The organism is Streptomyces sp. MNU89, from assembly GCF_020982505.1.
GTDB lineage: Bacteria > Actinomycetota > Actinomycetes > Streptomycetales > Streptomycetaceae > Streptomyces > Streptomyces xinghaiensis.
In genome coordinates this window covers 3,988,330-4,013,391 of sequence record NZ_JAJKLL010000001.1, presented here as the reverse complement: position 1 = coordinate 4,013,391, position 25,062 = coordinate 3,988,330, and the positions used below count along the sequence as shown (strand labels likewise).

At 74.3% G+C, this 25,062-nt stretch carries 17 protein-coding genes, 1 tRNA gene and 1 riboswitch; of the genes, 7 read left to right on the top strand and 11 right to left on the bottom strand.

Features of this window, described 5'->3' with window-relative positions; all coding sequences use genetic code 11:
* Nucleotides 1–80 precede the first annotated feature (80 nt).
* A complete protein-coding gene (locus tag E4N63_RS17305) occupies nt 81–2,231 on the bottom strand; it encodes an asparagine synthase-related protein (RefSeq protein WP_125623033.1) in 2,151 nt (716 codons plus the stop codon).
* Nucleotides 2,232–2,851: 620 nt separating this feature from the next.
* Here E4N63_RS17305 and E4N63_RS17300 point away from each other — a divergent pair.
* Nucleotides 2,852–4,285, top strand: coding sequence for a hypothetical protein (locus tag E4N63_RS17300; RefSeq protein WP_019707144.1), 1,434 nt, complete (start codon nt 2,852–2,854; stop codon nt 4,283–4,285).
* 95 nt (nt 4,286–4,380) lie between these two features.
* Here the strand turns inward: E4N63_RS17300 and E4N63_RS17295 are convergent, their stop codons facing one another.
* Nucleotides 4,381–5,196 carry an alpha/beta fold hydrolase gene (locus E4N63_RS17295; protein ID WP_230241098.1) on the bottom strand — a complete coding sequence of 272 codons (816 nt, stop codon included), beginning with the start codon at nt 5,194–5,196 and terminating at the stop codon, nt 4,381–4,383.
* 254 nt (nt 5,197–5,450) lie between these two features.
* Here E4N63_RS17295 and lhgO point away from each other — a divergent pair, with 254 nt between their 5' ends.
* The 3 genes from lhgO to E4N63_RS17280 all read left to right on the top strand — a co-directional run bounded on the left by lhgO (nt 5,451) and on the right by E4N63_RS17280 (nt 9,273).
* Nucleotides 5,451–6,644 (top strand): L-2-hydroxyglutarate oxidase, encoded by a 1,194-nt coding sequence (lhgO, locus tag E4N63_RS17290; protein WP_230242523.1) that lies wholly within the window; start codon nt 5,451–5,453, stop codon nt 6,642–6,644.
* Between the two features lie 310 nt (nt 6,645–6,954).
* Nucleotides 6,955–7,740, top strand: coding sequence for a tRNA (guanosine(46)-N7)-methyltransferase TrmB (gene trmB / locus E4N63_RS17285; protein ID WP_374112790.1), 786 nt, complete (start codon nt 6,955–6,957; stop codon nt 7,738–7,740).
* Nucleotides 7,741–7,785: 45 nt separating this feature from the next.
* Complete coding sequence (locus E4N63_RS17280) at nt 7,786–9,273, top strand: PrsW family intramembrane metalloprotease (protein WP_125623031.1); 1,488 nt, start codon at nt 7,786–7,788, stop codon at nt 9,271–9,273.
* Between the two features lie 84 nt (nt 9,274–9,357).
* Here E4N63_RS17280 and E4N63_RS17275 read toward each other — a convergent pair whose 3' ends face one another.
* The 3 genes from E4N63_RS17275 to E4N63_RS17265 form a co-directional block, all read right to left on the bottom strand.
* A complete protein-coding gene (locus E4N63_RS17275; RefSeq protein ID WP_125623030.1) occupies nt 9,358–10,905 on the bottom strand; it encodes an MFS transporter in 1,548 nt (515 codons plus the stop codon).
* A gap of 449 nt (nt 10,906–11,354) precedes the next feature.
* A complete protein-coding gene (locus E4N63_RS17270) occupies nt 11,355–12,386 on the bottom strand; it encodes a M23 family metallopeptidase (RefSeq protein WP_228429459.1) in 1,032 nt (343 codons plus the stop codon).
* 11 nt (nt 12,387–12,397) lie between these two features.
* A riboswitch (cyclic di-AMP (ydaO/yuaA leader) is annotated at nt 12,398–12,565 on the bottom strand.
* A gap of 352 nt (nt 12,566–12,917) precedes the next feature.
* Complete coding sequence (locus E4N63_RS17265) at nt 12,918–14,102, bottom strand: PP2C family protein-serine/threonine phosphatase (RefSeq protein ID WP_374112875.1); 1,185 nt, start codon at nt 14,100–14,102, stop codon at nt 12,918–12,920.
* Between the two features lie 226 nt (nt 14,103–14,328).
* On the opposite strand from E4N63_RS17265, the gene E4N63_RS17260 reads away from it, so the two are divergent.
* Nucleotides 14,329–15,696 carry a hypothetical protein gene (locus E4N63_RS17260; protein ID WP_125623029.1) on the top strand — a complete coding sequence of 456 codons (1,368 nt, stop codon included), beginning with the start codon at nt 14,329–14,331 and terminating at the stop codon, nt 15,694–15,696.
* Between the two features lie 272 nt (nt 15,697–15,968).
* On the opposite strand, the gene E4N63_RS17255 is transcribed toward E4N63_RS17260, so the two are convergent.
* From E4N63_RS17255 to E4N63_RS17245, 3 genes are all read right to left on the bottom strand, one after another.
* Nucleotides 15,969–16,718: a MerR family transcriptional regulator gene (locus E4N63_RS17255; protein WP_230241096.1), complete on the bottom strand. Its 750-nt coding sequence runs from the start codon at nt 16,716–16,718 to the stop codon at nt 15,969–15,971.
* A 975-nt stretch (nt 16,719–17,693) separates the two neighbouring features.
* Nucleotides 17,694–17,769: transfer RNA gene (locus E4N63_RS17250), tRNA-Lys, on the bottom strand.
* Nucleotides 17,770–17,982: 213 nt separating this feature from the next.
* The gene (locus E4N63_RS17245) at nt 17,983–20,244 is read right to left on the bottom strand and encodes a DEAD/DEAH box helicase (protein ID WP_230241095.1); all 2,262 of its coding nucleotides are present in this window, start codon (nt 20,242–20,244) and stop codon (nt 17,983–17,985) included.
* Nucleotides 20,245–21,001: 757 nt separating this feature from the next.
* Here E4N63_RS17245 and E4N63_RS17240 point away from each other — a divergent pair.
* On the top strand, nt 21,002–21,658 hold the full coding sequence (locus E4N63_RS17240) for a hypothetical protein (RefSeq protein ID WP_230242728.1): 657 nt from the start codon (nt 21,002–21,004) through the stop codon (nt 21,656–21,658).
* A 139-nt stretch (nt 21,659–21,797) separates the two neighbouring features.
* Here the strand turns inward: E4N63_RS17240 and crcB are convergent, their stop codons facing one another.
* Genes crcB through E4N63_RS17225 form a run of 3 tightly spaced genes read right to left on the bottom strand, consistent with a single transcriptional unit; the run spans nt 21,798 to nt 23,259 of the window.
* Entirely contained in the window at nt 21,798–22,175 is a 378-nt protein-coding gene (gene crcB, locus E4N63_RS17235) for a fluoride efflux transporter CrcB (protein WP_125623024.1), read from the bottom strand.
* Nucleotides 22,172–22,912 (bottom strand): CrcB family protein, encoded by a 741-nt coding sequence (locus E4N63_RS17230; protein WP_374112789.1) that lies wholly within the window; start codon nt 22,910–22,912, stop codon nt 22,172–22,174. Before E4N63_RS17230 ends, crcB begins: the two co-directional genes overlap by 4 nt.
* Nucleotides 22,909–23,259 carry a metallopeptidase family protein gene (locus tag E4N63_RS17225; RefSeq protein WP_030547706.1) on the bottom strand — a complete coding sequence of 117 codons (351 nt, stop codon included), beginning with the start codon at nt 23,257–23,259 and terminating at the stop codon, nt 22,909–22,911. Before E4N63_RS17225 ends, E4N63_RS17230 begins: the two co-directional genes overlap by 4 nt.
* Nucleotides 23,260–23,471: 212 nt before the next feature.
* On the opposite strand from E4N63_RS17225, the gene E4N63_RS17220 reads away from it, so the two are divergent.
* Nucleotides 23,472–25,055, top strand: a complete 1,584-nt coding sequence (locus E4N63_RS17220; RefSeq protein WP_374112874.1) for a metallophosphoesterase — start codon at nt 23,472–23,474, stop codon at nt 25,053–25,055.
* The last annotated feature ends 7 nt before the right edge of the window (nt 25,056–25,062 follow it).

Below are 25,062 nucleotides of genomic sequence, written 5' to 3'. Positions count from 1 at the left end.
ATCGTGCAGACGGCTCCCGGGGCCGGGGCCCCGGCCCGGGCCGGGGCCCCCCGGGCAAGCCCGTGGAACGGCTCAGCGCCTCACAGAGCCGGTCGTGAGGTCCCCGGCACTCCTCCGGACACCGCACGCTGCCGCGGCGCCTCCGAGCCCGTCCAGCAGCTCCCCCGGCGCGCGACCAGCCGGCGCAACCAGAGCTCGGTGGAGACCAGTTCGGCCAGGCCGTCCAGCGGTACCGGTTCGCCCTGGGCCGCCGCGCGCAGCGCCTTGCGCACCACCCGGGCCTCCACCAGCCCCGCGTCCGCCAGCAGCGGTGCGTCGAAGAGGGCCACGAGCCCGTCCACCGAGGCGCGCAGCCCGGCCCGGACGGAGGCCGCCTCGGAGGCCTGGGAGGGCGCTCCCCAGCCCGGAGGCAGGTCGTGGATGCCCGCACCCGCCAGCACGGTGCGCAACACCGAGGCGCGCGCCCCCGGTTGGACGCGGAGCGCCTCGGGGAGCGCGCGGCAGGCACGGACGACCTGGTTGTCGAGGAAGGGCGCGTGCAGCCGCTGGTTTCTGATCTCGGCGGCCTGTTCGAAGACCCGGTGGTCGGCCGCGTGCCGGGCGAGCGCGGCGTTGGCGCGCCGCTCGCCCGGGCGTTCCACGGTGCCGGGCCGGGATGCCGCGTCGTGCAGGCGGACCGACACCTCGGCGAGCGCCTCGCCCGTCAGCCAGCGCGCCGCCGGGCCGGGACGGCACCAGGCGAGCGCGGCCAGGGAGGCGTCGACGGCACCCGCGTCGGCGGCCGTCACCGGAAGGCCGCGGACCGGGCCGCCGTGGCCGCCCGCCTCGGTGAAGCGGCGTTCCAGGAGCATCCCCGCCACGTCGCGTACGCCCTCGCGGTAGGGCGTACGGGCGAGCCGGCGCGCCGCACGGTAGACGGTGAAGGGGACGAAGAGCGACTGGGCGCCGGGCCCGTCGGCCCGGACGAGGGCCGCCATCGGGCGGAGCAGCCGCCGCCGTTGGCGGTCGAGGAGCAGGTCGGCGAGGCGGGCGGGGTGGGCGTCGAGGACTTGGCGCGCGCCGTGGCCGACGATGTGGTCGGCGCTGCCCGCGGCGAGCCGGTACCGGTGGCGGGCGGCGGTGACGAGGGACGGGCCGGGCTCGTCGGTGAGGAAGACGGTGTCGAGGCCGGCGTACGGCAGGGCCTCCTCGCCCCCGGTGACGACGACGTGGTGGAGGCGGGGGTTGGCGGCCAGGCCGCGGGCCCGTTCCAGTTCGGCCTCGCGCTCCCGGCCGCCACCCGCGGCGAGGTCGTTGAAGGTGACGGCGAGGAGCCGCTCGCCGGCGCCGGTGCCGTGGTGGCCGAGGATCGTGCCGGGGTTGCCGGGGAGTCCGGCGGCGAGGAGGGCGAGGGTGGAGGAGGCGCTGCCGCCCGAGAGGTCGGCGCCTATGCCGGGGGCGGGGGCCCCGCGCGCCGCGCGGCGTTCCGCGGGGCCCATGCCGGGCACGGGCCCCGGGTCGGCCGGCTCGGCCTCCGGGGCGTGGCGGGGGGCCGCGAGGCGGGCGCGTACGGCTTCGACGAGGGCGTCGCGCACCCCGTCGATGGCCTGGCCGGGGTCGAGTTGGGGCGCCGCGACGGCGAGCGAGGCGGTCGGCTCGTAACCGGTGATCTCACGGGCTCCGTCGCGCAGGACGAGGGCGTGGCCGGGCGGCACCCGTCTGACGCCCCTGTAGGGGGTGCCGTCGCGCAGGGCCTCCGGGGAGTCGGGGCAGGCGAGCAGCGCGGCGAGGTGGCCGACGTCGAGCTGTGCCTCGACGAGGTCGGCGAGCGGCAGGGCCGCGGTGGCGTAGGCGGTGCCGCCGCGCCAGGGGGTGTGGAAGACGGGGCGGGCGCCGGCCAGATCGCCGGTGACGGTGATGCGGCGGCCGACCTGGAGGACGGCGGTGTACCCGCCCGGCCAGGCGGTGAGATGGCGCAGGGCGCCGCCGCGGGCGGCGAACAGCGCGACGCGCAGTTCCTCGTCGGTGGCGCCGCAGCAGCCGAGCACGGCGATCCGGGTGAACGGATCGGCCTGGACGACGCGGATCTCGTCGGGGCGCCAGTCACCGACGGCCCAGAGCGGATCGGGGCCGCTCCAGAGCGGCTGGGAGCCGACGGGGTGGACGGGGGTCTCGCCACCGTCGCCGGTCGTGCTCCACGCGCTGCGGGAAGCGCCTGCGGCGGCACTACTCCACCCCACCAACCACCGCATCGCCGCCTCCACAGCCCGAGGGCAACCCTGTACCCGCCGCACACAGTCATCGTGCACAGTAGTCCGACAGGTCCGGCATCGGCCCGGCGACGCTCCGGGAGCGGCGCGCCCGCCAACTGGCCGCGGGCCGGGGCAATGTGGGTCCCGTCAGGCTCCATGCTGCCACGGGAACGGCGCACAAGGGGCGGTTGAGGGAGCACGCACTCCCACGCCATGCGCCCCGTTGAGAAGGGCGAAAACAAGCCAACTTCGGGCGGCCGTACGGGTGGGCGCCACCGTCGGGAACGGTGCGGCCCGGGAGACGGTCAGCGCCTCCCGGACCGTCCCGCCGCCCGCGGGGAATGAGGCGACGGGGTCCCCCCGGCCCGCTGGATCCGGTGCGGCGGGCCGACCCACGCGCTCCTCATGGAAGCGCTCTCGCGCTGGCCGGGACAGCGCGCACATCCGGGCGCAGGGCGGCACACCCCCGGGGCACGGGCCCGGCCACGCTCCCCGTCACGGCCACATTCTCGCCATCCGGTACTTCGCCCCTTAACGGTCGGGATGTGGGCAACTACGCTGGGCTTACGAATGCCCCGTGCCTATGCCGGGGCGGCCGTCGGTGTGTCGAGGGGTGGCTCATGTCCAGGGAGCAACGCGGGCCGAACGAGAAGCTCGGCACCGTTCTCGCCCTCGCGGGCATCAGTAATGCCGGCCTGGCGCGCCGCGTCAACGACCTCGGAGCACAGCGCGGTCTGACGCTTCGCTACGACAAGACCTCGGTGGCCAGATGGGTCTCCAAGGGCATGGTTCCGCAGGGCGCCGCGCCCCATCTGATCGCCGCCGCCATCGGCAGCAAACTCGGCCGCCCCGTGCCGCTGCACGAGATAGGCCTGGCCGATGCCGATCCCGCACCCGAGGTCGGTCTCGCCTTCCCGCGTGCCGTCGGTGCCGCCGTCCGCTCGGCCACCGAGCTGTACCGCCTCGACCTCGCCGGCCGCCGGGCCGGCAGCGGCGGCATCTGGCAGAGCCTGGCCGGATCGTTCGCCGTCAGCGCCTACGCGACGCCCGCCTCGCGCTGGCTGATCACGCCCGCCGACAGCAACGCCGCCCGCGACCCGAAGGAGGCCGAGGCCGCAGCCGCCGACGGCCCGCCGCAGCGCGTCGGGCACAGCGACGTCACCAAGCTCCGCGAGGCCGCGGAGGACGCCCGCCGCTGGGACTCCAAGTACGGCGGCGGTGACTGGCGTTCGTCGATGGTCCCCGAGTGCCTGCGGGTCGACGCGGCGCCGCTGCTCCTCGGTTCGTACAGTGACGAGGTCGGGCGCTCCCTGTTCGGCGCGACCGCCGAACTCACCCGGCTCGCCGGGTGGATGGCCTTCGACACCGGCCAGCAGGAAGCGGCCCAGCGCTACTACATCCAGGCGCTGCGGCTCGCACGCGCCGCCGCCGATGTGCCGCTGGGCGGCTACGTCCTGGCCTCCATGAGCCTCCAGGCCACCTACCGCGGCTTCGCCGACGAGGGCGTCGACCTCGCCCAGGCCGCCGTCGAACGCAACCGCGGCCTGGCCACCGCCCGCACCATGAGCTTCTTCCGGCTCGTCGAGGCCCGCGCCCACGCCAAGGCCGGCGACTCGCACGCGGCCAGTGCCGCGCTGCGGTCCTCCGAGGGCTGGCTCGAGCGCTCCCGGCCGGGCGACCAGGACCCCAACTGGCTCGGGTTCTACTCCGAGGGGCGGTTCGCGGCCGACGCCGCGGAGTGCTACCGCGACCTCAAGGTGCCCCGGCAGGTACGGCGCTTCACCGAGCAGGCACTCTCGCAGCCGACGGAGGAGTTCGTCCGCTCGCACGGACTGCGGCTGGTGGTCGCCGCGGTCGCCGAACTGGAATCCGGGAACCTGGACGCCGCGTGCGCGCAGGGGACGCGGGCGGTGGAGGTCGCCGGGCGGATCTCCTCGGCGCGGACCACCGAGTATGTACGGGACCTCCTGCACCGGCTGGAGCCGTACGGGGACGAGCCGCGCGTGGCGGAACTGCGGGAACGGGCACGGCCGTTGCTGGTGGCGCCGGCCTAGGCGGAGATCGTCCGGAGCGGGGGGACAGCCGGGAACCCATGAGCGGGAGCCGGCCACCCGGGCACGGACCCGTACAGACCCGCACAGACCTCATCTCACGCTCGGGCGGACACCCGCGTGCGGAGGAAGTCCAGCAGGACGGTGTTGAAGCGCTCGGGCTGTTCGACTCCCGGCAGGTGCCCGGCTCCGTCGATCACGCTCAGCGTGGCGTGCGGGATGAGACGGCTGATGGCCTCGGCCTCGGCGACCGGGGTGTACACGTCGTCCGCGCCGACCACGACCAGGGTGGGGACCCCGACGGCGGCGAGGGTGCCGCGGTAGTCGGGGCGTTCCGCCCGCCCGCGCAGCGCGGCCGCGGCACCTCGGGGGTCGGTGGCGCGCATCATGCCCAGGACGTGTGCGGCCACGTCGGGGAGGGCGGTGACGTTGTAGGAGGCGAGCATCTTGTCGATGACGTCGTCCGCGTAGCCGTCCATGCCCTCGGCGAGCAGCCGGTCGGCCAGGCGGTTGCGGAAGCGTCTGCCCTCCGCCGTTTCCGGGGACGGCGAGGTGTCGGACAGCAGGAGCGCCCGTACCCTCCGCGGGTGGCGGCGGTGGAATTCCATGGCGATCTGGCCTCCCATGGACACGCCGCCGACCACCGCGCGCTCGACGCCGAGGTGGTCCAGGAGGGCGGCGATGTCGTCCGCGAAGCCGGAGAGCAACACCTTGCCCGGCGTGACGCCGCTGCAGCCGTAGCCGCGCAGGTCGGGGGTGATCACCCGGTGCCCGGCCGCGGTGAGCGCGCCGGCCTGGGGAGCCCACAGCGTGCGGTTGAACGGGTGCCCGTGCACCAGGACGACCGGTATGCCGTCCGCCGGACCGAGGTCGTCGTAGTGGAGCGTGGCGTCGTTCACCGTCAAGCAGCTCATCGGGGCACCCCTGGCGTCGGTCACCGGCACGGGGACGGAAGCCTACGCCTCCGGCCCCGGAGGCGGCGTGGACACCCTCCTGACGAACGTGGATCTCCGGATCTCGCCGATCTCGCCGATCTCACCCCCGGGGACCCGGCGGTGGAGCTCCGCCGGCAGGTTTCGGGCGGCTGTCAGTGGGCCAGGGCATCATCGGGAGAGGCGGAGCGCGAGCGGGGAGGTGTGGGGCGGTGTCGTACGACTGCGACGTCCTGATGATCGGCGGCGGAATCGTCGGGCTGTCGTCCGCGTACGCGATCACGCGCGCGGCGCCCGGCACCCGGGTGGTCGTGCTGGAGAAGGAGCCCGGCCCGGCGCTCCACCAGACGGGGCGCAACAGCGGCGTGATCCACAGCGGCATCTACTACCGCCCGGGCTCGTTCAAGGCGCGCTTCGCGGTGCGGGGTGCCGCCGAGATGGTGCGGTTCTGTGCCGAGCAGGGTCTGCCGCACGAGGTGACCGGCAAGCTGATCGTCGCCACCGAACGCGAGGAACTGCCGCGGCTGCACGCTTTGGTGCAGCGCGGCCGGGAGCACGGCATACCGGTGCGCGAGCTGGGACCGGCGCAGATCGCGGAGAAGGAACCGGCGGTGCGGGGGCTGGCCGCGATCCATGTCGGCTCCACCGGGGTGTGCGATTACGGGGCGGTCGCCCGCCGGCTGGCCCGGCTGGCGGAGGAGGCGGGCGCGAGCATCCGGTACGGCGCCGAGGTGCGGGCCATCGGCCGGCGCTCCTCATCGGTGGCGGTGCGCACCGCCGACGGTGCGGTGCTGCGGGCCCGGGCCCTGGTGAACTGCGCGGGGCTGCACAGTGACCGGGTGGCGCGGCTGGCCGGTGACGAGCCGGGCATGCGGATCGTCCCCTTCCGCGGGGAGTACTACGCGCTGGCGCCGAGCCGGGCCGGGCTGGTCCGGGGCCTGGTCTATCCGGTGCCGGACCCGGCGTTCCCGTTCCTGGGCGTCCATCTCACCCGGGGTATCGACGGCCATGTGCACATCGGCCCCAACGCCGTCCCCGCGCTGGCCCGCGAGGGCTACGACTGGCGGACCCTGCGCCCCGCCGAGCTGGCCGGGACGCTGGCGTTCCCCGGTTCCTGGCGGATAGCCCGCCGCCACTGGCGGTACGGCGCCGGTGAGCTGCGCCGCTCGCTCTCGAAGAGGGCCTTCACGGAGGCGGTGCGGAGGATACTGCCCGAGGTGTCCCCCGCGGATCTGGTGCCGGCGCCTGCGGGGGTCCGCGCGCAGGCGGTGCTGCCGGACGGCGGCCTGGTGGACGATTTCCTGTTCGCTGAGGCGCCTCGGACCGTCCATGTGCTCAACGCCCCCTCCCCAGCCGCCACGGCTTCCCTGCCGATCGGACGCGAGGTGGCGCGGCGGGCCCTGGCCGCCCTGGGCATGGTGCGGGTGTAGGGCCTGCCCGCCCCTGGGTGCGTCGGACCGGGCCACGGCGTCCGGTGCCGTGCACCGCACGGCGGAGGGCCGCCCGCGGGCGTGGGCCTGCTCGGGCGTGCGGGGATGCCGTGGGGAATGTCGTGTGGGGATGTGGGGAGGGCCCGGCAACGCGGCGAGGTGCGGCGCCGGGCGCCGCGGACCGATGGGAAGGGGCGGACAGGCCCCGCGCGCCGGCCCCGGGATCCCGGCGGCCGGGCCGGGGCGGGTGCGGGGCCGCCGTAGAATCGGAGGCATTGTGTCCGATTCCCGTAACCACACGTCCCCGCCGGTGCCCGATCCACACGGCGCCACCCGCGTCGAGGCCGCCCCGCCGGCAGCGAACCGCTCCGAGCGGAAGCTGCTGTTCCCCGAAGGCCCCGCGGTCGACCCGGCCGGGTCGCACCACGAGCGCCGGATCCGGAGCTTCCGGCCGCGCCGCGGGCGCGTGACGGCCGGGCAGGGGGAGGCGCTGCGCCGGCTCTGGCCGACGCGGGGCCTGGACATCGACGGGCGGTCCACGCTCGATCTCGACGCCCTGTTCGGCGGCCTGCCCGTGGTGCTGGAGATCGGCTTCGGCATGGGGGAGGCCACCGCGCGGATGGCCGCCGACGACCCCGGCACCGGCATACTCGCCGCCGATGTGCACACCCCCGGCCAGGGCAATCTGCTGGCGCTCGCCGAGCGCGAGGGGCTGACGAACATCCGGGTGGCCAACGGCGACGCGATCATCCTGCTGCGGGAGATGATCGAGCCGGGCGCCCTGGCGGGCCTGAGGGTGTTCTTCCCGGACCCCTGGCCCAAGAAGCGGCACCACAAGCGCCGGCTGATCCAGCCGGAGTTCGTCACGCTGGCCGCGGACCGGCTGCGGCCGGGCGCGCTGTTCCACTGCGCGACCGACTGGGAGCCGTACGCCGAGCAGATGCTGGAGGTGCTGACCGCCTGCCCCGAGTTGGAGAACACCGTGCCCGGCGGCGGCTACGCCCCCCGGCCCGCGTTCCGTCCGGTGACGAAGTTCGAGAACGCCGGTCTCGGCAAGGGGCACCGCGTCCACGACGTCCTGTTCCGCCGCCGCTGACCGAAGGCCGCCGCACCGCCGGGCCCGTCTCGTTAGGGTCGGTGGATGCACCCGTCCCCACCCCCGCAGCGGCCCGGTCCCGCGCAGCCGCCGGTGCCGGAGTACCAGCCGCGTCCCCGGTTCGACGCCGTGCCCGACCGTGCGCAGTGGCGCTACCGTCCGCGCCGCGCGCTCTGGGAGAGCAGAGCGGTGCGCGTCGGCGCCCTGGTCATCCTGCTGGCGCTGTGCGGCCTGGTGATCCTCGCGCTGGTCCGGCAGCAGACCGGCACCCGGGGCTTCGTGGTCGGTCTGGGCCTCGCCGTGCTTCCCGTTCCCCTGCTGGTCGCGGCGTTCTGCTGGCTGGACCGGGTGGAGCCCGAGCCCTGGCGGAATCTGGCGTTCGCGTTCGCCTGGGGAGCGTGTGCCGCCACCCTCGTGGCGATTCTGGCCAACGGTCTCGCGGTGCGGTGGATCGTCGCGCGGGCCGGGGTCTCCTCGGCCGGTGACGCGGACACCTGGGGGGCGGCGGTCGTCGCCCCGGTGGTGGAGGAGAGCGCCAAGGCCGCAGCGCTGCTGTTGTTGTTCGTCTTCCGGCGGCGGGACTTCCACGGCATCGTCGACGGTGTGGTGATCGCGGGGATCACGGCCACCGGCTTCGCCTTCACCGAGAACATCCTCTTCCTGGGCACCGCCTTCGGCGAGGACGAGGCGCTCGGCAACTCGGGGTTCGAGTCCGTGACCGCGCAGACCTTCATCGTCCGCATCGTGCTGTCGCCGTTCGCGCATCCGCTGTTCACGTCGCTGACCGGGATCGGTTTCGGGCTCGTCGCGCAGCTCACGCCGCGGGCACGCGCCGGCCGGGTGCTGCTGCCGCTCTCCGGGCTGGCGACGGCCATGGGCCTGCACAGCGTGTGGAACGGCTCGACGTCCCTGGGAGGCCACGGCTTCATCGCGGTCTACGCCCTGTTCATGGTGCCGCTGTTCGTGGTGCTGACCACCGTGGTGATCCGCTCCCGGGCGGGTGAGCTGCGGGCCGTCCGGGAGTACCTGCCGGCGTATGTGGCGGCGGGCTGGCTCGCGCCCGCCGAGCCGCACGCGCTGTCGTCGATGCGGGCCCGTGCGGTCGCCCGGCGTCTCGCGCGCCGTACGCACGGCGCTCCGGCCGCCCGAGCCGTCTCCGAGTACCAGTCCTTCGCCACGGCCCTGGCCTTTCTGCGGCGGCGGGCCCATCAGGGCGCGGCGGGCGCGGACTTCGCCGTCCGCGAGCAGGAGCTGCTGCACCATCTGTGGCAGCGCAAGGCCCTGGCCCGGCCCGCCCTGCTGCACGCCGCGGCGGTCACGGCACCGGTGGCACCACCGCGGTGGCAGCCGTACGGGCCGGGGATGCCGTACGGGCAGGGGCCCGGCGGACCCGGGGTCCCGTACCAGCCGGGGCAGCCGGGGGCGTGGACGGGACCGCAGCCGGGACCGTGGCCGCCGGGGCAACGGCCGCAGCCGGGGCCGTACGCACCGTACGGTCACGGTTCGTACGGCCCCGGCTCCCGCGGTCACTGAGCCGCCGTTACTGATCCTCCGTTACTGATCCGCGGTTACCGAGGCGCGGTTACCGAGGCTCGGCCACCGCTCCCCGGCCGGGGTTCACCGATCCGGCACGCGGCGCGGCACCGGCGTCAGCCCGCGGTACGGGGCGCCGGTCCCCCCGGGGGCCCCGCTCGGCTCGGCGGTCCGCTGGGAGAGCGGGGTGGCGATGTCCTCCAGCGAACGCCGCTCCGCCGGTACGGCGAGCACGGCGGCCACCACACCGGCCAGGGTCATCAGCGCGGCACCGATCTGGAAGGCCAGCACGGTGTCGCCGACGACGCCCGACCCGGTGAGCTTCGCGAAGACGAGCGGGCCGCTGATGCCGCCCGCGGCGGTGCCGATCGCGTAGAAGAAGGCGATCGCCATGGCCCGGGTCTCCATCGGGAAGACCTCGCTGACCGTCAGATACGCGGAGCTCGCACCGGCCGAGGCGAAGAAGAGCACCACGCACCAGCAGGCGGTGAGGGTCCTGGCGGTCAGATGGCCACCGTCGAAGAGCCAGGCGGTGATGAAGAGGAGCACACCGGAGAGGATGTACGTGCCGGAAATCATGATCTTGCGGCCCACGGTGTCGAAGAGCTTGCCGAGCAGCAGCGGCCCGAAGAAGTTGCCCAGCGCGATCACCGCGAAGAAGTAGCCGGTGGAGCCGGTGCCCACGTCGTAGAACGTGGTGAGGATCGCGCCGAAGCCGAAGGTGATGGCGTTGTAGAGGAAGGCCTGGCCGATGAAGAGCGAGAAGCCGAGGACGGCGCGCCTGCGGTAGTGCGAGAAGACGGTGCGGGCGATCAGCCCGAAGCCGATGCTCTTGCGCTGGTGGATGGTGATCTCGCCGGCCGGCTCCGGGAGTTCCTCGCCCTTCTCGGCGGTGACCTGCTCCTCGGCCTCCCGGACCAGGGCTTCCGCCTCCTCGCCCCGGCCGTGGATGAAGAGCCAGCGTGGACTCTCCGGTACGTGCCGGCGGACGAGGAGGATCACCAGTCCGAAGACGACGCCCAGCCCGAAGGTCAGCCGCCAGCCGAGGTCCTTGGGGAAGATGTCGGTGTCCAGCATGACGATGGACAGCAGGGAACCGCCGACCGCGCCCAGCCAGAAACTGCCGTTGATGATGAGGTCGACCCGGCCCCGGTAGAGGGAAGGGATCAGCTCGTCGATGGCCGAGTTGATGGCCGCGTACTCGCCGCCGATGCCGAAGCCCGTGAGGAAGCGGAAGACGAAGAACCACCAGCTGGAGAAGGAGACGGCGGTCAGCGCGGTGGCGGCCAGATAGACGGCCAGCGTGATGATGAAGAGCTTCTTGCGGCCGTAGCGGTCGGTGAGCCGGCCGAAGAAGAGCGCGCCCAGACAGGCCCCGGCGACGTAGAGCGCCGCGGCGACACCGGTGACCTGGCCGGAGCTGATGGGCAGACCGCTGCCCTCCTCCGAGAGCCGGCCCGCGATGTTGCCGACGACGGTGACCTCCAGACCGTCGAGGATCCACACGGTGCCGAGGCCGATGACGATGGTCCAGTGCCAGCGTGACCAGGGCAGTCTGTCCAGCCGGGCGGGCACGGCCGTGGTGACCGTGCCCGTTCCCGCTCGCGCGTCCAAGGGGTAGTCCGCCGCCATCCCCGCACCCTCCGCTCGGCTCCGGCCCGGGGCGGCGCCCCGGTGCTCATCCGTGCAGGCAGGTTCCCGGCGCCGTGCGATTCACGCCCCCGGGGTGGGCCGGCCGGAGGGATCAGGGGCCGGGCAGGCCGGCGGCCCTGGCGTCGGGGGACGCACCAGGGCTGCCGGAGCAGAGGCCCGCGCTGCGAGTGGGCGGGGCGATGCGGGGAGGCCGGGATGGGGGCGGCCGGGACCGTCGGTGGAAAGCCGCAGGGTACGGGGTTTGCGGCAGACGGGTGGGGCATACGCAGAAGCGGGACACGGGGTAACACCCGGGGGCCGGAGGGCGCGTCTGCGAGCGCGCCCTCCGCTTCCGGCCCCCGGACCGGGCCGAGCGGGCGTGGCCCGTCCGCGAGCGTGCCGCGGGATGCCGGAGGGTGAGGGCTTGGGCCGTGGTGCGATGTCGCGGTTCAGATGTTCTTGCCGTGGTCGCGGAGCCAGGCCGCGGGGTTGACCGGGTCGCCGCCACCGGGCCGGACCTCCAGGTGGAGATGCGGGCCGGAGGAGTTGCCGGTGGAGCCGACGCGGCCGATCGTGTCGCCGGTGGTGACCTCGCCGGAGGTGACGGTCATCGAGGAGAGGTGGCAGTACCAGATCTCCGTGCCGTCATCGAGGGTGAGGATGATGCGGTAGCCGTACGAACCGGCCCAGCCGGCCTCGGTGATCGTGCCGCCGTGCACCGCCTTGACGGGGGTGCCGGTCGGGGCGGCGAAGTCCTGGCCGGTGTGGCTGCTGGACCACATGGAGCCGGACTCGCCGAAGCTCGAGGTGAGGGTGTAGGAGGAGAGCGGAAGCGCGTAGCTGGCGGCCAGCTTGGCCAGCCGCTCCTCCTCCGCCTTGCGCGCGGCTTCCTCTTCCGCCTTGCGCTCGGCCTCCTCCGCGGCCTTCTTCTTGGCCGCCTCGGCCTCCGCCTTCTTGGCGGCGGCGTCCTCGGCGGCCTTCTCCCGCGCGGCCTGCTCGGCGGCCAGCCGCTCGGTGGTCTCGGCGACGCTCTGCTGCTGCTCGGCCTGGCGCATGATGCGGGCCCGCAGGGCCTCTCCGGCGTCGGCGCCCTGAGCGATCTCGTCCGTGGTGAGCCCGGCCTGCGACAGCGGGGCGCGGCTGGCGGTGGCGGAGACGTCGTTGGAGCCGCCGACCAGGGAGTCGATGGCGGGCAGCTTGTCCGTCACCGGGGAGAGGTCGGGCAGCGAGATGGGGGCCGGGGGGCGGTCCTTGGCCGTGGCCATGCCGCCGGCGCCTACAGCCGCGATCACCCCGACGCCCAGGACGGCGCCGCTCCGGGCCATGCCTCCGCCGCGCTGTTTGACGACGCGGTGCCTGCCCCGGACCGGGGCGGTGGAATCGGCGGTGGGGTTCCACTCACCGACGGGCTCTCCGTCGAAGAGGGGACCGGAGGTGGACGGACCGGCCCACGTCTCGGGGGCAGGGCTGCTGGACGCCACGGAGGCGCACTCCTTTCCTTCCTTCTCGCCTACCGGGTTAGCTGACGGGTTCGGAGCAGGAAGGTCTCCTACGGTTCCCTCCTCGCGGAGGGGCCCGATTCACCCCAAGGATTGGTTCCCCGGTTCCCTTGGTGCAGGTGGTGCTGTTCCGCGCATGCGGGATTCGGCGACTGCGCAGGCGGTGCCACCCTTGGTGGCGGCTGGGACGACCGCGCTGCGTTATCGAACGTTAATTGACGGAGCACCCGTATTCCAAGCCGTTCCGGCTGATCTTTTGGTAATGACCGCATGAAGAAAACGGACATCGGCCGCCAGAGCCGGGCGAGTTGACCGGGCGGCGGAAAACCTGTTTCCGCTGATCGTGCATCAGTTGTTATCGCCTGGACACCTGCCGTCACACAGCGTTGCCGTGGCCGGCGGCGGACGTCGGGTTGCGGGCGTGCCGGAGCGGACGGCGAGGGTCCGCGGCCCGCGGTCCGGCAGTCGGGAGATCCGGCGGTGGGGAGGTCCGGCGCTCAGGGGACCCGGCGGTCAGGAGCGCCGCTCGGGGATGTCCGTGACCGCGAGGAGCGCCATGTCGTCATGGGCGCGGCCGCCGGTGTGCAGGGCCACGTCCCCGACGATGGTGTCCAGCAGCTCCTCCGGGTCGCTGAAGGACCGTCCGGTCAGACTGAGTTGGGGATCGTAGAACTCACCGGCACGGTTGCGGGCCTCCGTGACGCCGTCGGTGAAGAGCAGGAGGGTGCACCCGCGCGGAAACACGATCTCCTCCACCCGGTCCGGCTCGGTCCGCAGCCACGCCAGGCCGAGCGGTACGGCGGGCACTAGCGGTTCGACGGCGCACACGGTCCCGTCACCGGTGAGCATCAGCGGGGCCGGGTGACCGCGGTTGAGCAGCCGCAGCCTCCGGGCCGACAGCCCGGAAGCGCTCCCGCCGGGAGCGCCGGATCCACCCGGGTCCGCCCCGAGGGAGCTCTCGTGCGGGATCTCGGCGAGCACGGCCGTGGTGAACCCCTCGCTCCGCTCCAGCCCTTCCCGGCGCTTCGCCTCCCGCACGAGCGCGCCCTCCAGCCGTTCCGCGATCCCCGTCAGCTCCGGCTCCTCCTCGGCCGCTTCCCGGAACGCCCCGAGGACGATCGCGACCGCGCCCACCGCCCCTATGCCCTTGCCGCGTACGTCACCGACGATGAGCCGCACCCCGTGCGGGGTGGACTGGACCGCGTAGAGGTCGCCACCGATTCCCGCGTCCGCCTGCGCGGCCTCGTAGCGGGCGGCGACGCGCAGCCCGCCGATGCGGCCGGCAGGGGCCGGCAGCACGGCCCGCTGGGCGGCCTCCGCGACATTCCGGACGGAGGCCAGCGCGCGGTGGCCGTGGCGCACCACGCGGTTGATGAAGACGGCGAGGCCCGCCACGGTGACCACCGTGGCCGTGTCGAGCAGCGACTGGTACTGCCCGAGCGTGTGGTGCAGCAGAGCGATCCCGAGCATCGCCAGGCTGGAGACGACGGCCGTCAGGATCGTGGCGGGGCCGGTGTAGAGGGCCGCGGCGACCATGGGCGCGGCTGCGAAGAACGGCGAGCCGGTCAGCTCCGGCGGTGCCAACAGGCCGAAGACCAGGCCGCCGACGATCAGGAAGCCCGGGATCCAGCAGGGGAACGGAGCACCGCGGAACCGTGTCCGGCCGTCGCCGCTGCTGCACAGCTGTCCTCGCTGCACCACCTGTGATCTCCTGCCCGGTCCCGGTCCGTCCGGTTACGGAACGACACCGCGCCCCCTGCCACCCTGGGCCGTTCCGGAGCGGAGGGCGAATCCGCGTGCGCCGTTCGGGTGACGGGCCGCGGTGGCAAGCGGTGGGGCCACCGGGCCTCACCGTCGGGCTCCGCCGGAGTCCGGTGACTCCGGGCCCGGTGGTTCTTGCCCCCTTTCGTGTAGCTTCGAAGATATGAGGAGCACATCGCGCAATGCCGTGCTCGGACCGGTGCTCGCCCTGCTAGCGGCCCTTCTGGTCGCGGCCGGGCTCCTCGCTCCGGGTGCCCGGGCGGCCGACGGCCTCGGCGGCGCCGCGGAAGCCCTGCGGAGCGGCCCGGTCTATGTGGATCCCCGGGCCTCCGGCCGGCTCTCCGGCGCCGAGGCCGAGGCACTGGCCGACACCATCGAGAACGCCGACAAGCCCGTCTTCGTCGCCGTCCTGCCGGAGGCCGCGGAGTTCGACCCCGACAGCCTGCTCCGGGATCTGCGGACCCGGGTCGGTGTCAGCGGCGTCTACGCGGTCGCCCTCGGCGACGGCTTCGACGCGGGCGCCGACAGCCGGGTCATGTCCCAGAACGCCGTGGGGAACCTGACCGGCGCCGTCGAGCGGGAACACGGCACCGACACCGCCGCCCTGCTCGACGACTTCGTCGGCCAGGCGGTCCAGCAGGCCAACGGTTCCGCGCCCGGCTCCTGGAGCGACGGCGGCGGCGACGGCGGGACGAACACCGTGGCCGGTGTCGTCACTCTGGTCACCCTCGGCGCTCTGGCGCTGGCGGGCGTCCTGGCGGCCTTCACCGTCTCCCGGCGCAACCGCAACCGCCGGGCGGAACGCGAGAAGGCCGAACTCGAGACCGTACGGCCCCTGGTGGACGAGGACATCACCGCCTTCGGCGAGGAACTGGACCGGCTCGACTTCGACCCCTCCGCGCCGGAGACCGACGAGGCCATGCGCCGCGACTTCTCCCACGCGCTGGACTCCTACGAGAAGGCGAAGGCCGCGATGGCCCGCGCCCACCACCCCGGTGACGTCCGCCAGGTCACCGAGGCCCTGGAGGACGGCCGCTTCTCGCTGGCCACCCTGGACGCCCGGCGCGCCGGCACTCCGCTGCCGGAACGCCGGCCGCCCTGCTTCTTCGACCCCCGCCACGGCCCGTCCACCGAGGACGTCGAGTGGGCGCCCGAGGGCGGAACGGCGCGCACCGTCCCGGTGTGCGCCGCCGATGCCGCCCGGATCGCCGACGGCCACGAGCCGATGGCCCGCACCGTCGAGACGGCGTCCGGCCGCCGGCCGTACTGGGAGGCCGGACCCGCCTACGCCCCCTGGGCCGGGGGTTACTTCGGCGGCGGAATGCTGCCCGGGCTGCTGGTCGGCACCATGCTCGGCAACATGATGTTCGCCCCTCACGCCTACGGCGCCGACGGCGGCGGTGACTACGGTGCGGGCGCCGAGGGCGGCGAGTACACCGGCTCCGACTTCAACCCGGGTGACTTCGGCGGAGGGTTCGACGGCGGCGGCTTCGGAGGCGGAGGGGACTTCGGCGGCGGCGGAGGCTTCTGACCACCCGCCGCCAGCGGGCCCGGGCGGTCCCGGCTGCGCGATCTGCGCGGACCGTCCGGGGTGTCCGGGACGTTCCCGGGGCCCGGGTTCCTCGGACCGTCCGGCGGCCACCCGGACCGGACGAACCCGGGCCGCCCGGCAGTCCGGTCGGCGGCCCGGACCGGCAACCGAGGCCGCCGGCCCGGATCGGCGGCCCGGGTTCGTCCGATGCCATGCCCCGGCCTGGTGTCCGGCGGACCACCGGACACCCCTCACCGCCGCGCCCCCTCAGTTCAGTCGCCGAGGTGCCGCTCGGCATACACCTTCATGGCGTCCCGGACGAACTCCGCGACTCCCTCACCATGCCGGTCGTAGTGGGCGGCGAACCGCGGATCGGCGACGTACATCTCGGCCAGCCCGATGAAGTAATCCTTGGAGGGATCCGGGGAGGCGTCCGACAGCCAGGTGTAGTGGCGCCGGGTGATCGCCTGCGCCTCCTCACTGTCCGGGGAGGCACCGGCCCGCGCGGTTTTGCCGAAGTCCAGGGCGATGTCCAGCTCCCGCTGCTGGAAGGACTGCCGGCCCTCGTCGCCGAGCGAGCGCCACCAGCGGTCGGAACTCTCGTAGGCGTCGCGCCCCCAGCGCTCGATCACCTCCTCCTTGTGCCGGTCGTGGTCGAAACCGTCGAATATTTCGTCGGCCATGAGCTCTTCGCCCTCCTCCGTCTTGCGCAAGGTGGTCCGCACCGATGCGATCTGCCGCCCGATCCGCTCCCGTTCGTGCTCCAGCAGCCGCAGATGCGTGCGGAGCGCGGCGGTCTCGTCGCGCTGTCCGGCCAGCACCTCGGCGATGGCGGGCAGCCCCAGGCCCAGCTCGCGCAGCAGCAGAATCCGCTGAAGCCTGACCAGCGCGGACTGGTCGTAGTAGCGGTAGCCGTTGCCGCCGATCCGGCTGGGCGGCAACAGGCCGATGTCGTCGTAGTGGCGCAGCGTCCGGCTGGTCGTCCCCGCACGGCGCGCGATGTCCTGGATCGACCACTCCATCGCGGCTCCCCCTTGCTGTTTCCACATCCCCGGGCGTCTCTCACCCGGTGCTCACGACCGTAGAACTTGACGTAGCGTAAAGGTCAACCCGAATGCGGACGAACGGCTCGGCTCCCGGCATACGGTCCGCCGGTCGGGCCGCGGCCGGTCCGGATCGCCGGGCCACAGCACCGCGAAAGCGACCGCGGAGGCGACCGCGGAGGCGACCGCGGAGGCGACCGCGGAGGCGAGCGGGACGGGAGACCCGGGCGGCGGGGCCGTACCGGACGGGCCGTGTGCGGCACCGTACGGCGGTGGTGGCGGCTGCGGTGGTGGCGGGGCGGGGCTGCGGCGGTTCCGGCGGTGGACGGCATGACGACGGGGACGGCGGTCCCACCCGCCGTCCCCGTCGCGGAGCCGTGACCGCACCCGTCCCCACGGGCCGGTCCGGAGACCTGCCGGACGTACGGTGCGCGCGGCACCCGGCACGGGTCGTATCCGTGCCCGGTCGCCCAACCGCACGTCCGGCTACCCCAATGTGTCCCGCCCCCACAGCAGGACCCGCATGACCCACCATCGCCGTATCGGCACACGGACGGCAGGGCCCGGTCGGCCCGGGAGAGGGACCATTGGTCCCCCCTCCTCCACGGTCCTCTCCTTCGGCCGGTGCCCGGCCTCCTCCCGCACGGCAATCCGGGACCTCTCCCGGTCATCGGGATCACCGCGATCCCCGGTGTCGTCGGGGTCATCGGTGCGCTGCCGCAGCCACAGCGGCCCCGGCCCCTGCTCGGCCACGGCCCCTGCCCCACGCAACCGCACATCGCCGGCTTCAGGACGGGCGGCGGCCCGGCAGTCCGCCGGCGCCCCAACCGGCGGGGCGGCGGACACAGTTGCCGCGAACGCCACCACCGCACACGCCAACTCGTCCTCCCGGTGCGGGGAGTGGCCGGAATGCCGTGAGGCCCGGATCGGCGTCGGTGCCGGTCCGGGCCTCGGTGGTAGGCCGTGTGGGACTCGAACCCACAACCAATGGATTAAAAGTCCACTGCTCTGCCAATTGAGCTAACGGCCCTTGGTCGTGCTCCCCCGAGCATAGCCCTCCGCGGGCCGCGAACCGATCGGGTATACCCCTGTTCGCCGACAGCGGCTCGGGATTCCGGGCCCGCGTCGCCGCGCCCCCCGTCGGCGCGGACCGGGCACGGTGGCGCGGGCCCGGACACGGCCTCGGGGCCCGTACGACGCAGTGCGTACGGGCCCCGAGGCACGGGTGTTCGGTCAGGTGCCGTCAGCCGTTGCGCTTCCAGCGCGGCTTGTCGGCACGGCGGTCGAACGGACGGCCGCCGGCGGTGTTGGTGCTGCCGCGGTGGTCGTCGCGGCGGGCCGGGCGGTCGTCGCGACTGAAGGGACGGTCGTCACGACGGTCGCGGTTGTGCGGGCGGTCGCCACCCCGGTGACTGAAGCCGGGGCGGTCGTCGCGGCGCTCGTGCGGACGGGCGGCGCCGAAGCCTCCGCGGTCGTCCCGGCGGTCACGGCTGTAGCCGCCGGCCGGACGGTCGTCGCGGCGGTCACGGCTGTAACCGCTGCCCGAACGGCCGGCACCGTAGCCACCGCTCGGACGGTCGTCGCGACGGTCACGGCTGTAGCCACCGCTCGGACGGTCGTCACGGCGGTCGCGGTTGAAGCCGCCACCCGGACGGTCGTCCCGACGGTCACGGCTGAACCCACCGCTCGGACGGTCGTCCCGGCGGTAGCCGCCGCCGGAGCGGTCGTCGCGGCGGTCACCGCGGTCGCGGTTGAAGCCGCCGGAGGAGCGGTCGTCCCGGCGCTCGCGGCCGTAGCCGCCGCGGTCGCCGTAGCCACCGCTGTTGCCACCGCGGTCTCCGTAGCCGCCGGACCGGTCGTCGCGACGGTCACGGCGGTCGAAGTTGCCCCGGTCGTCACGGCGCTCGCCCGCGGCCGCGGACTGGGCCGGCACGGACGCGGCGGCCCGCGACTCCTCCGCCGCGGCTTCCGCCGCCGCGGCGGCGACCATGGCCTCGGCGGCGGCCGCGACGGCCGCCTCCGGGTCCTCGCCCCGCTCGCGCGCGGCCCGCGCCACCAGCCGGTCGGCTTCCCCGCGCAGTTCGGCGGCGCGGCGCTGTGCGCGCTCCAGCTGACGGGTGAGGTCCTGGACCTCGCGCTCGGCCTGCTTCGCGGCGTTGCCGGCCGACTCGGCCTGCACCTCGGTCAGCGAACGGGCACCGGTGATCCGGGCGACGTCCTCGTCGAACGCGCCCGCTCCGCCGACGATGTGGCGCGAGGCGTCGACACCCGCGTCCTCCATCAGCCGGAAGATCTGCTTGCGCTGGTGCGGGAGCGCCAGCGAGACGACGGTGCCGCTGCGGCCCGCGCGGGCCGTGCGGCCGGAGCGGTGCAGGTAGTCCTTGTGGTCACCGGCCGGGTCCACGTTCAGGACCAGGTCGATGTCGTCGACGTGGATGCCGCGCGCGGCGACGTCCGTGGCGACGAGGCAGTTGACGCGACCGTCCTTGAAGTCGGCCAGCGTCCGGGTCCGGGCGCCCTGCGTCATGCCGCCGTGCAGCGCGTCCGCGCGCACCCCGGTGTCGAGGAGCTGCTCGGCGACACGGTCGGCGCCCATCTGGGTCCGCACGAAGATGATCGTGCGGCCCTTGCGGGCGGCGATGGCGGCCGTGACCGGCGCCTTGTCCTTCGGCTTCACGACGAGCACGTGGTGGCTCATGGTGGTGACCGCGCCCTGCGCCGCGTCGACCTCGTGTGTCACCGGGTCGACCAGGTAGCGCTTGACGAGGGTGTCGATCTCGTTCTCCAGCGTCGCGGAGAACAGCAGGCGCTGGCCGCCCGCCGGCACGAGGTTGAGAATCTCGGTGACCTCGGGCAGGAAGCCCATGTCGGCCATCTGGTCGGCCTCGTCGAGGACGGCGACCTCGACCTGGTCGAGCGTCGCGGCACCCCGGTCGATGAGGTCGCGCAGCCGGCCGGGGGTGGCGACGAGGATGTCGACGCCGCGCTCCAGCGCGTAGATCTGGTTGCTCATGGAGGTGCCGCCGCAGACGACCTTCATCTTCAGGCCGAGGACGTCACCGTAGGGCTGGAGGGCGTCGGCGACCTGCATCGCCAGCTCGCGGGTGGGGGTGAGGATCAGGCCGCGGGGGCGCTTCTTCTCGGTGCGGCCCTCGGCGAGGCGGGTGAGCAGCGGCAGACCGAAGGAGAGGGTCTTGCCGGAGCCCGTGCGGCCGCGGCCGAGGATGTCCTTGCCGGCCAGGGCGTCCGGGATGGTCGCGGCCTGGATCGGGAACGGGGTGACGACACCGTTCTGGGAGAGCTTGCGGACGATCGCCTCGGCGAGACCGAGGTCACCGAAGGTGACTCCGGGGTCTCGGGGTCTCGGGGTCTCGGCGGTGGCGGCTTCGGGGGCCGCGCCGATGGCGTCGGCGGTGGCGGGAGCCTCGTCGAGCTCGGTGCCGGCGAGGGCGGTGATCTCCGCGTCCTCGGGCATGACGGCGCGGTCAGTGGCAGAAATGGACATGCGAAATGCAAAACCTTCCGGAGTCTCGGCACGCGCCCAAACTCCGTGTATGCATACGCCCGCCTCTATGCGGTCAGCCACGGTTCGGTACAGGAACGCGCCACACGGCGCGTTCATCACCTCGGTCTGCGAGGAGATACGGTAGCGCCGGGCAAATGGGATCAAACGATCTGTCACCATACGCACTCGGAACCCCGGAGCGCAAATCGGCTCCGGCGGGGGATCCCGGGATGGATGTGGTGGTCGGTCGCGGGGTCGTCGTCGCGGCCTGAACCGCGCTGCACCCAGCGTACCGGACGGGCGCGGCCACCGGCTCTCCGGTGGTGCGGGTCCGGCTCCGAGCCCCGGCCGCCCCGGATGCCCGGGGCCGGAGCCCCGGCCGCGTCGCCCCGCCGGCCGCCTCCGGACGGGCCGCTGCCGCGTTCCTGGGCCGGACGGCGTGGTTGTCCGGCGCTGTCCGTGTCCTGCACGGCGCGGGCGGAGTTGAGCAGAGCGGCCTGCCCGCCCCGTACCCGGAGGTGCCCGCCTGTGCGCCCGCTCCCCATCCGTCTCCCCGGCCCCTCCTCCGTCGCCGGAAACCCTGCCGAGCCCGTGGCGGCCCCGGAGGGCGGGCGCGCAGGCCGTCCCGGCGGTCCGCCCGGCCCCGGCGGCGGCCGGGGCCGGAAACGGGAACGGGTCCGTGGCCGGGTACCCGGCCGGGACCGGGGCCGGGGAGCCCGCTCGGCCGGAGGGCGGGGCCGGGGCAAGGTCCGCAGCCATGCCCCGTACGGAGGGCCGCACGGGTTTCCGCACCCCCCTGCGCGTGGCCGCCGCCGCACTCGCCCTGGCCACCGCGACCGGGTGCATGAGCGTCAGCGACAGGACCGACCCACCCAAGCCCACCGGATCTGCCGGGCAGGAGGACGGATCGGGCGCCGGTCAGCGCTCCGCGGACGGCGAGGGCGTGGAGCAGCCCCACGGAGCGGAGGGCGGGCCGGAGGCGCGGGACGGGCGCGGCAAGGCCGATCGCGGCCGGGACAAGGACGGCCGTGCCGAGGCGGGCCGCCCGGGTTCCCGTACGGAGCGCGAGGCCGGTTCCGGCGGGGCGTCCGGCCGCCCGGACTCGGGCGCCGGGCACGCCTCCGCGCCCGGCTCCGGCCCGGTCACGGGCGGCGGCCGTGGGAAGGACCGCGGAGGGCCCGGCCCCCGCGCACCGCGGCAGCCGGGAGGAGAGGGGGATCCGACCCGCCCGGCACCGGAGCGGCCGTCCCCGGAACCCGAGCCCGAGCCGGAGCCGGAACCGCAGCCGTCGAGCCCGGACCCGGCGCCGACGGGTGAGGAGCCGAAACCCGAGCCCGGTGGCGCGGCGTCGGCGACGGGCGTGTCCCCGGAGTCGGCGCCCGCACCGCTCTCACCGGGCGTCCCGGCGCCGTGAGCGGGCCCGTGAGCAGGACCGTGAGCGGACCGTGGCGAGGCCGACCTTGCGAGCTGGGCCCTTGCGAGCTGAGCCCCTGCGAGGTGAGCCCGGCACCCCGCGCACTCCTCCCGCCACCGGCCGGGGCCGACCGGAGGGCTCAGCCCGGGCCGAGCCCTCCGGTCAGCCCCGCGCCCAGGACGTACGCCCCCAGCCCGCCCACCAGCGACAGGCCGATATTGGCCGCCGCGAGCCCCACGCGCCCCCGCTCGGCCAGCCGCAGGGTCTCGTACGAGAACGTCGAGTAGGTGGTGAGTGCCCCGCACAGCCCTGTCACGAGCAGCAGCCGGGCCTGGTCCGAGCCCGTTCCGGCTCCGAGGGCTCCGGTGAGCAGCCCGAGCAGCAGACTGCCCGTCACATTGACGACGACCGTGCCCCAGGGGAACACCGAGCCGTGCCGTGCCTGGACCGCGCGGTCGGTGAGATAGCGCAGGGGCGCGCCCACGGCGGCGCCCAGGGCGACCAGCAGCCAGTTCACCGGGCCCGCGCCCCCGTTCCCGTACCGTTCCCCGCCCCGGCCTCCGCCTCGGGACCCGTTTCCGCCGCCGCACCGCCGTGGAGGCCCACGGCTTTCCGGGTCAGCACGGCCGCCGCCCCCACGCCGGTCAGCGCGGCGGCGAGCGTGCCCGCCGCGTAGGCCAGAGCGGCCGCGGTCTCGCCCCGCGCCAGCAGCTCCGGCACATCGGCCGCGTACGTCGAGAAGGTGGTGAAGCCGCCGAGCACACCGGTGCCCAGGAACGGCCGCAGCAGCGGATGCGGAGAGACACCCGGCCGCTCGCTCACCAGGGTCATCAGGACGCCGATCAGCGCGCTGCCCGACGCGTTGACCACGAGGATCGCCCACGGGGCCGCGTCGTGCGGCGCGGGCCAGGCGAGCGTCAGCCCGTATCGGGCGCAGGCGCCGAGCGCACCGCCCGCCGAGACGACGGCGAGGATGCCCCACAGGGCGCGGCCGGCGGCCTCGGCCCGCTGTTCCGGTACGCGCAGATCGACGTCGGGGTCGACCGCCCGGGGTGCCCGCCTCGCGGGCGTGGCACCGGCCGCACCGGCGCGGTCCCCCGGGCCGCTGCGGGATCCCGGGGCCGCGCCCGGGCCTCCCGGGTCCCCCGGGCGGGACGGAGACGCCGGCCGCCCCGGACCGTGCCGGTCCCCCGGTGCGGCGGCGGAGCCGTCCCCGCCGGCGGAACCGCCCGCCCCGGCGTCCGTTCCGCTCATCCGTACCCCAGGGCGTGCAGCCGTTCGTCGTCGATGCCGAAGTGGTGGGCGATCTCGTGGACGACCGTGACCTCGGTCTCCTCGACGACCTCTTCCCGGCTCCCGCACATCCGGAGCGTCGGCCCCCGGTAGATGGTGATCCGGTCCGGCAGCACGCCCGCGTACCACTCCCCCCGCTCCGTGAGCGGCGTCCCTTCGTAGATGCCGAGGAGCTCCGGGTCCTCGGCGGGGGGCTCGTCCTCGACGAACACCGCCACGTTGTCCATGAGCCGCGTCAGCTCGGGCGGGATGCGGTCCAGCGCCTCGGCGACCAGTTCCTCGAACTCCTCACGCGTCATCTCCAGCACGCCGCCATTCTGCGCCACACCCGCGCCCCCCGCCGCCGTCCGGCCGGAGACGGCGACCGGGGACGCCGGCCGCGGCCGCGGCCGGCGGAGACCACCGATGGCGACCGGCGGGAACGAACCGGAGGCCGCGCCTGTTGACTTCTCGCATAGCGATCACCGCGGAAGGGCATACGGCTGCAATGGCACGCGAACCACTCCGCCGCCGCTTCCGCATGCCTTTCCGGGGCCGGAGCGGCGGCCTTCCTCCGAAGGGTCCGGCGGTACGGCCGCTCGGCCACACACCGCATCCGTACGCCCGTGCCCTCGGAATGGTGTCCGTCGTGCTGATCGGCGCGTGGCTGGGCCTTCTGGTGGTCGGCAGCGTGCGGACGCCGGTGGGTCCCATGGACACCAAGATGGCGCTGCGCCCGTCGGTCTCGGGCGGCACGAAGATCAACGTGTCACCGCTCGGCGCCCTCGAACTCGACAGCCACCACGCGCCCCTCCGCCTCGACGTGGACGTCGACCAGCTGAACCCGGAGCGTTCGCAGGCGCTGGTCAAGCATCCGGAGCGGCTCGCCGGGCTGCAGGAGGAGATTGCCGACGACGTGGCCGCCGGCACCATCGACCTGGGTGTGCGGTCGGTCGTCGCCGTGGTCTCCGGCGCCACGCTGCTCGGCCTGGCCGTCTACCGGCGCCCGCGGCGCGCGCTGACGGCGGGCGGTCTGGCGCTGGCGCTGCTGGTCACCTCCGGCGCCGCCGCGTACGCCACCTGGAATCCGAAGTCCGTCCTGGAGCCGAAGTTCTCCGGGCTGCTGAGCAGCGCGCCCAGTGTGGTGGGCAACGCCCGCAGCATCGTCAGCGACTTCGACATCTACCAGCAGGAACTCGCCCGCCTCGTCACCAATGTCACCCAGCTCTACGACGCCACGGCGAACCTGCCGACGTACCGGCCGGACCCGACGACCATGCGCGTGCTGCACGTCTCGGACATCCATCTCAACCCGGCGGCCTGGCACATCATCGAGTCGCTGGTCAAGCAGTACGACATCGATGTGATCATCGATTCGGGCGACACCATGGACCACGGCACCACCGCCGAGAACGGCTTCCTCGACCCGATCAGCGATCTGGGCGCCCCCTATGTCTGGGTGCGCGGCAACCACGACTCGGCCGCGACGCAGGAGTACCTGGAGGACCTCGACAACGTCCGGGTCCTCGACGACGGCAAGTCCATCACCGTCTCCGGCCTGCGGATCGCGGGCATCGGCGATCCGCAGTTCACCCCGGACCGCTCGGTGCAGCCGGCCGGTGACGACTCCGAGCGGGCCGTGGGGCGCAGGCTCGCCGCGGCGATGAACCGGCAGCGGGCCAAGGGTGAACCGGCCGACATCGCGGTGGCGCACAACCCGATGGCGGCCCGCGAGACGGCGGGGGCGGTCCCCCTGGTCCTGGCCGGGCACACCCACAACCGCAAGACCCATGAGCTGGACGGGGGGACGCGGCTGATGGTCCAGGGTTCGACCGGCGGCGACGGGCTCCGCGCGGTGGAGGGCGGCGAACCCGCCGACGTCCAGGCCTCCGTGCTCTACCTGGACCGGGAGAGCCGGAAGCTGCAGGCCTGGGACGAGATCACGCTCGGCGGCCTGGGCCTGTCGACAGCCGAGGTGAGCCGCAGGCTGCCGGAGGAGAACACTCCCGGCGGGGCGGAGTCGCCCTCGCCCTCGCCCTCGTCACCGTCCGCCGGACCGGGTTCCGGTACGGCCTCACCGCCCGCCCGCCGGACACCGTCGCCCTCCCCCACGGAGGCGCCGTAAACCGTTT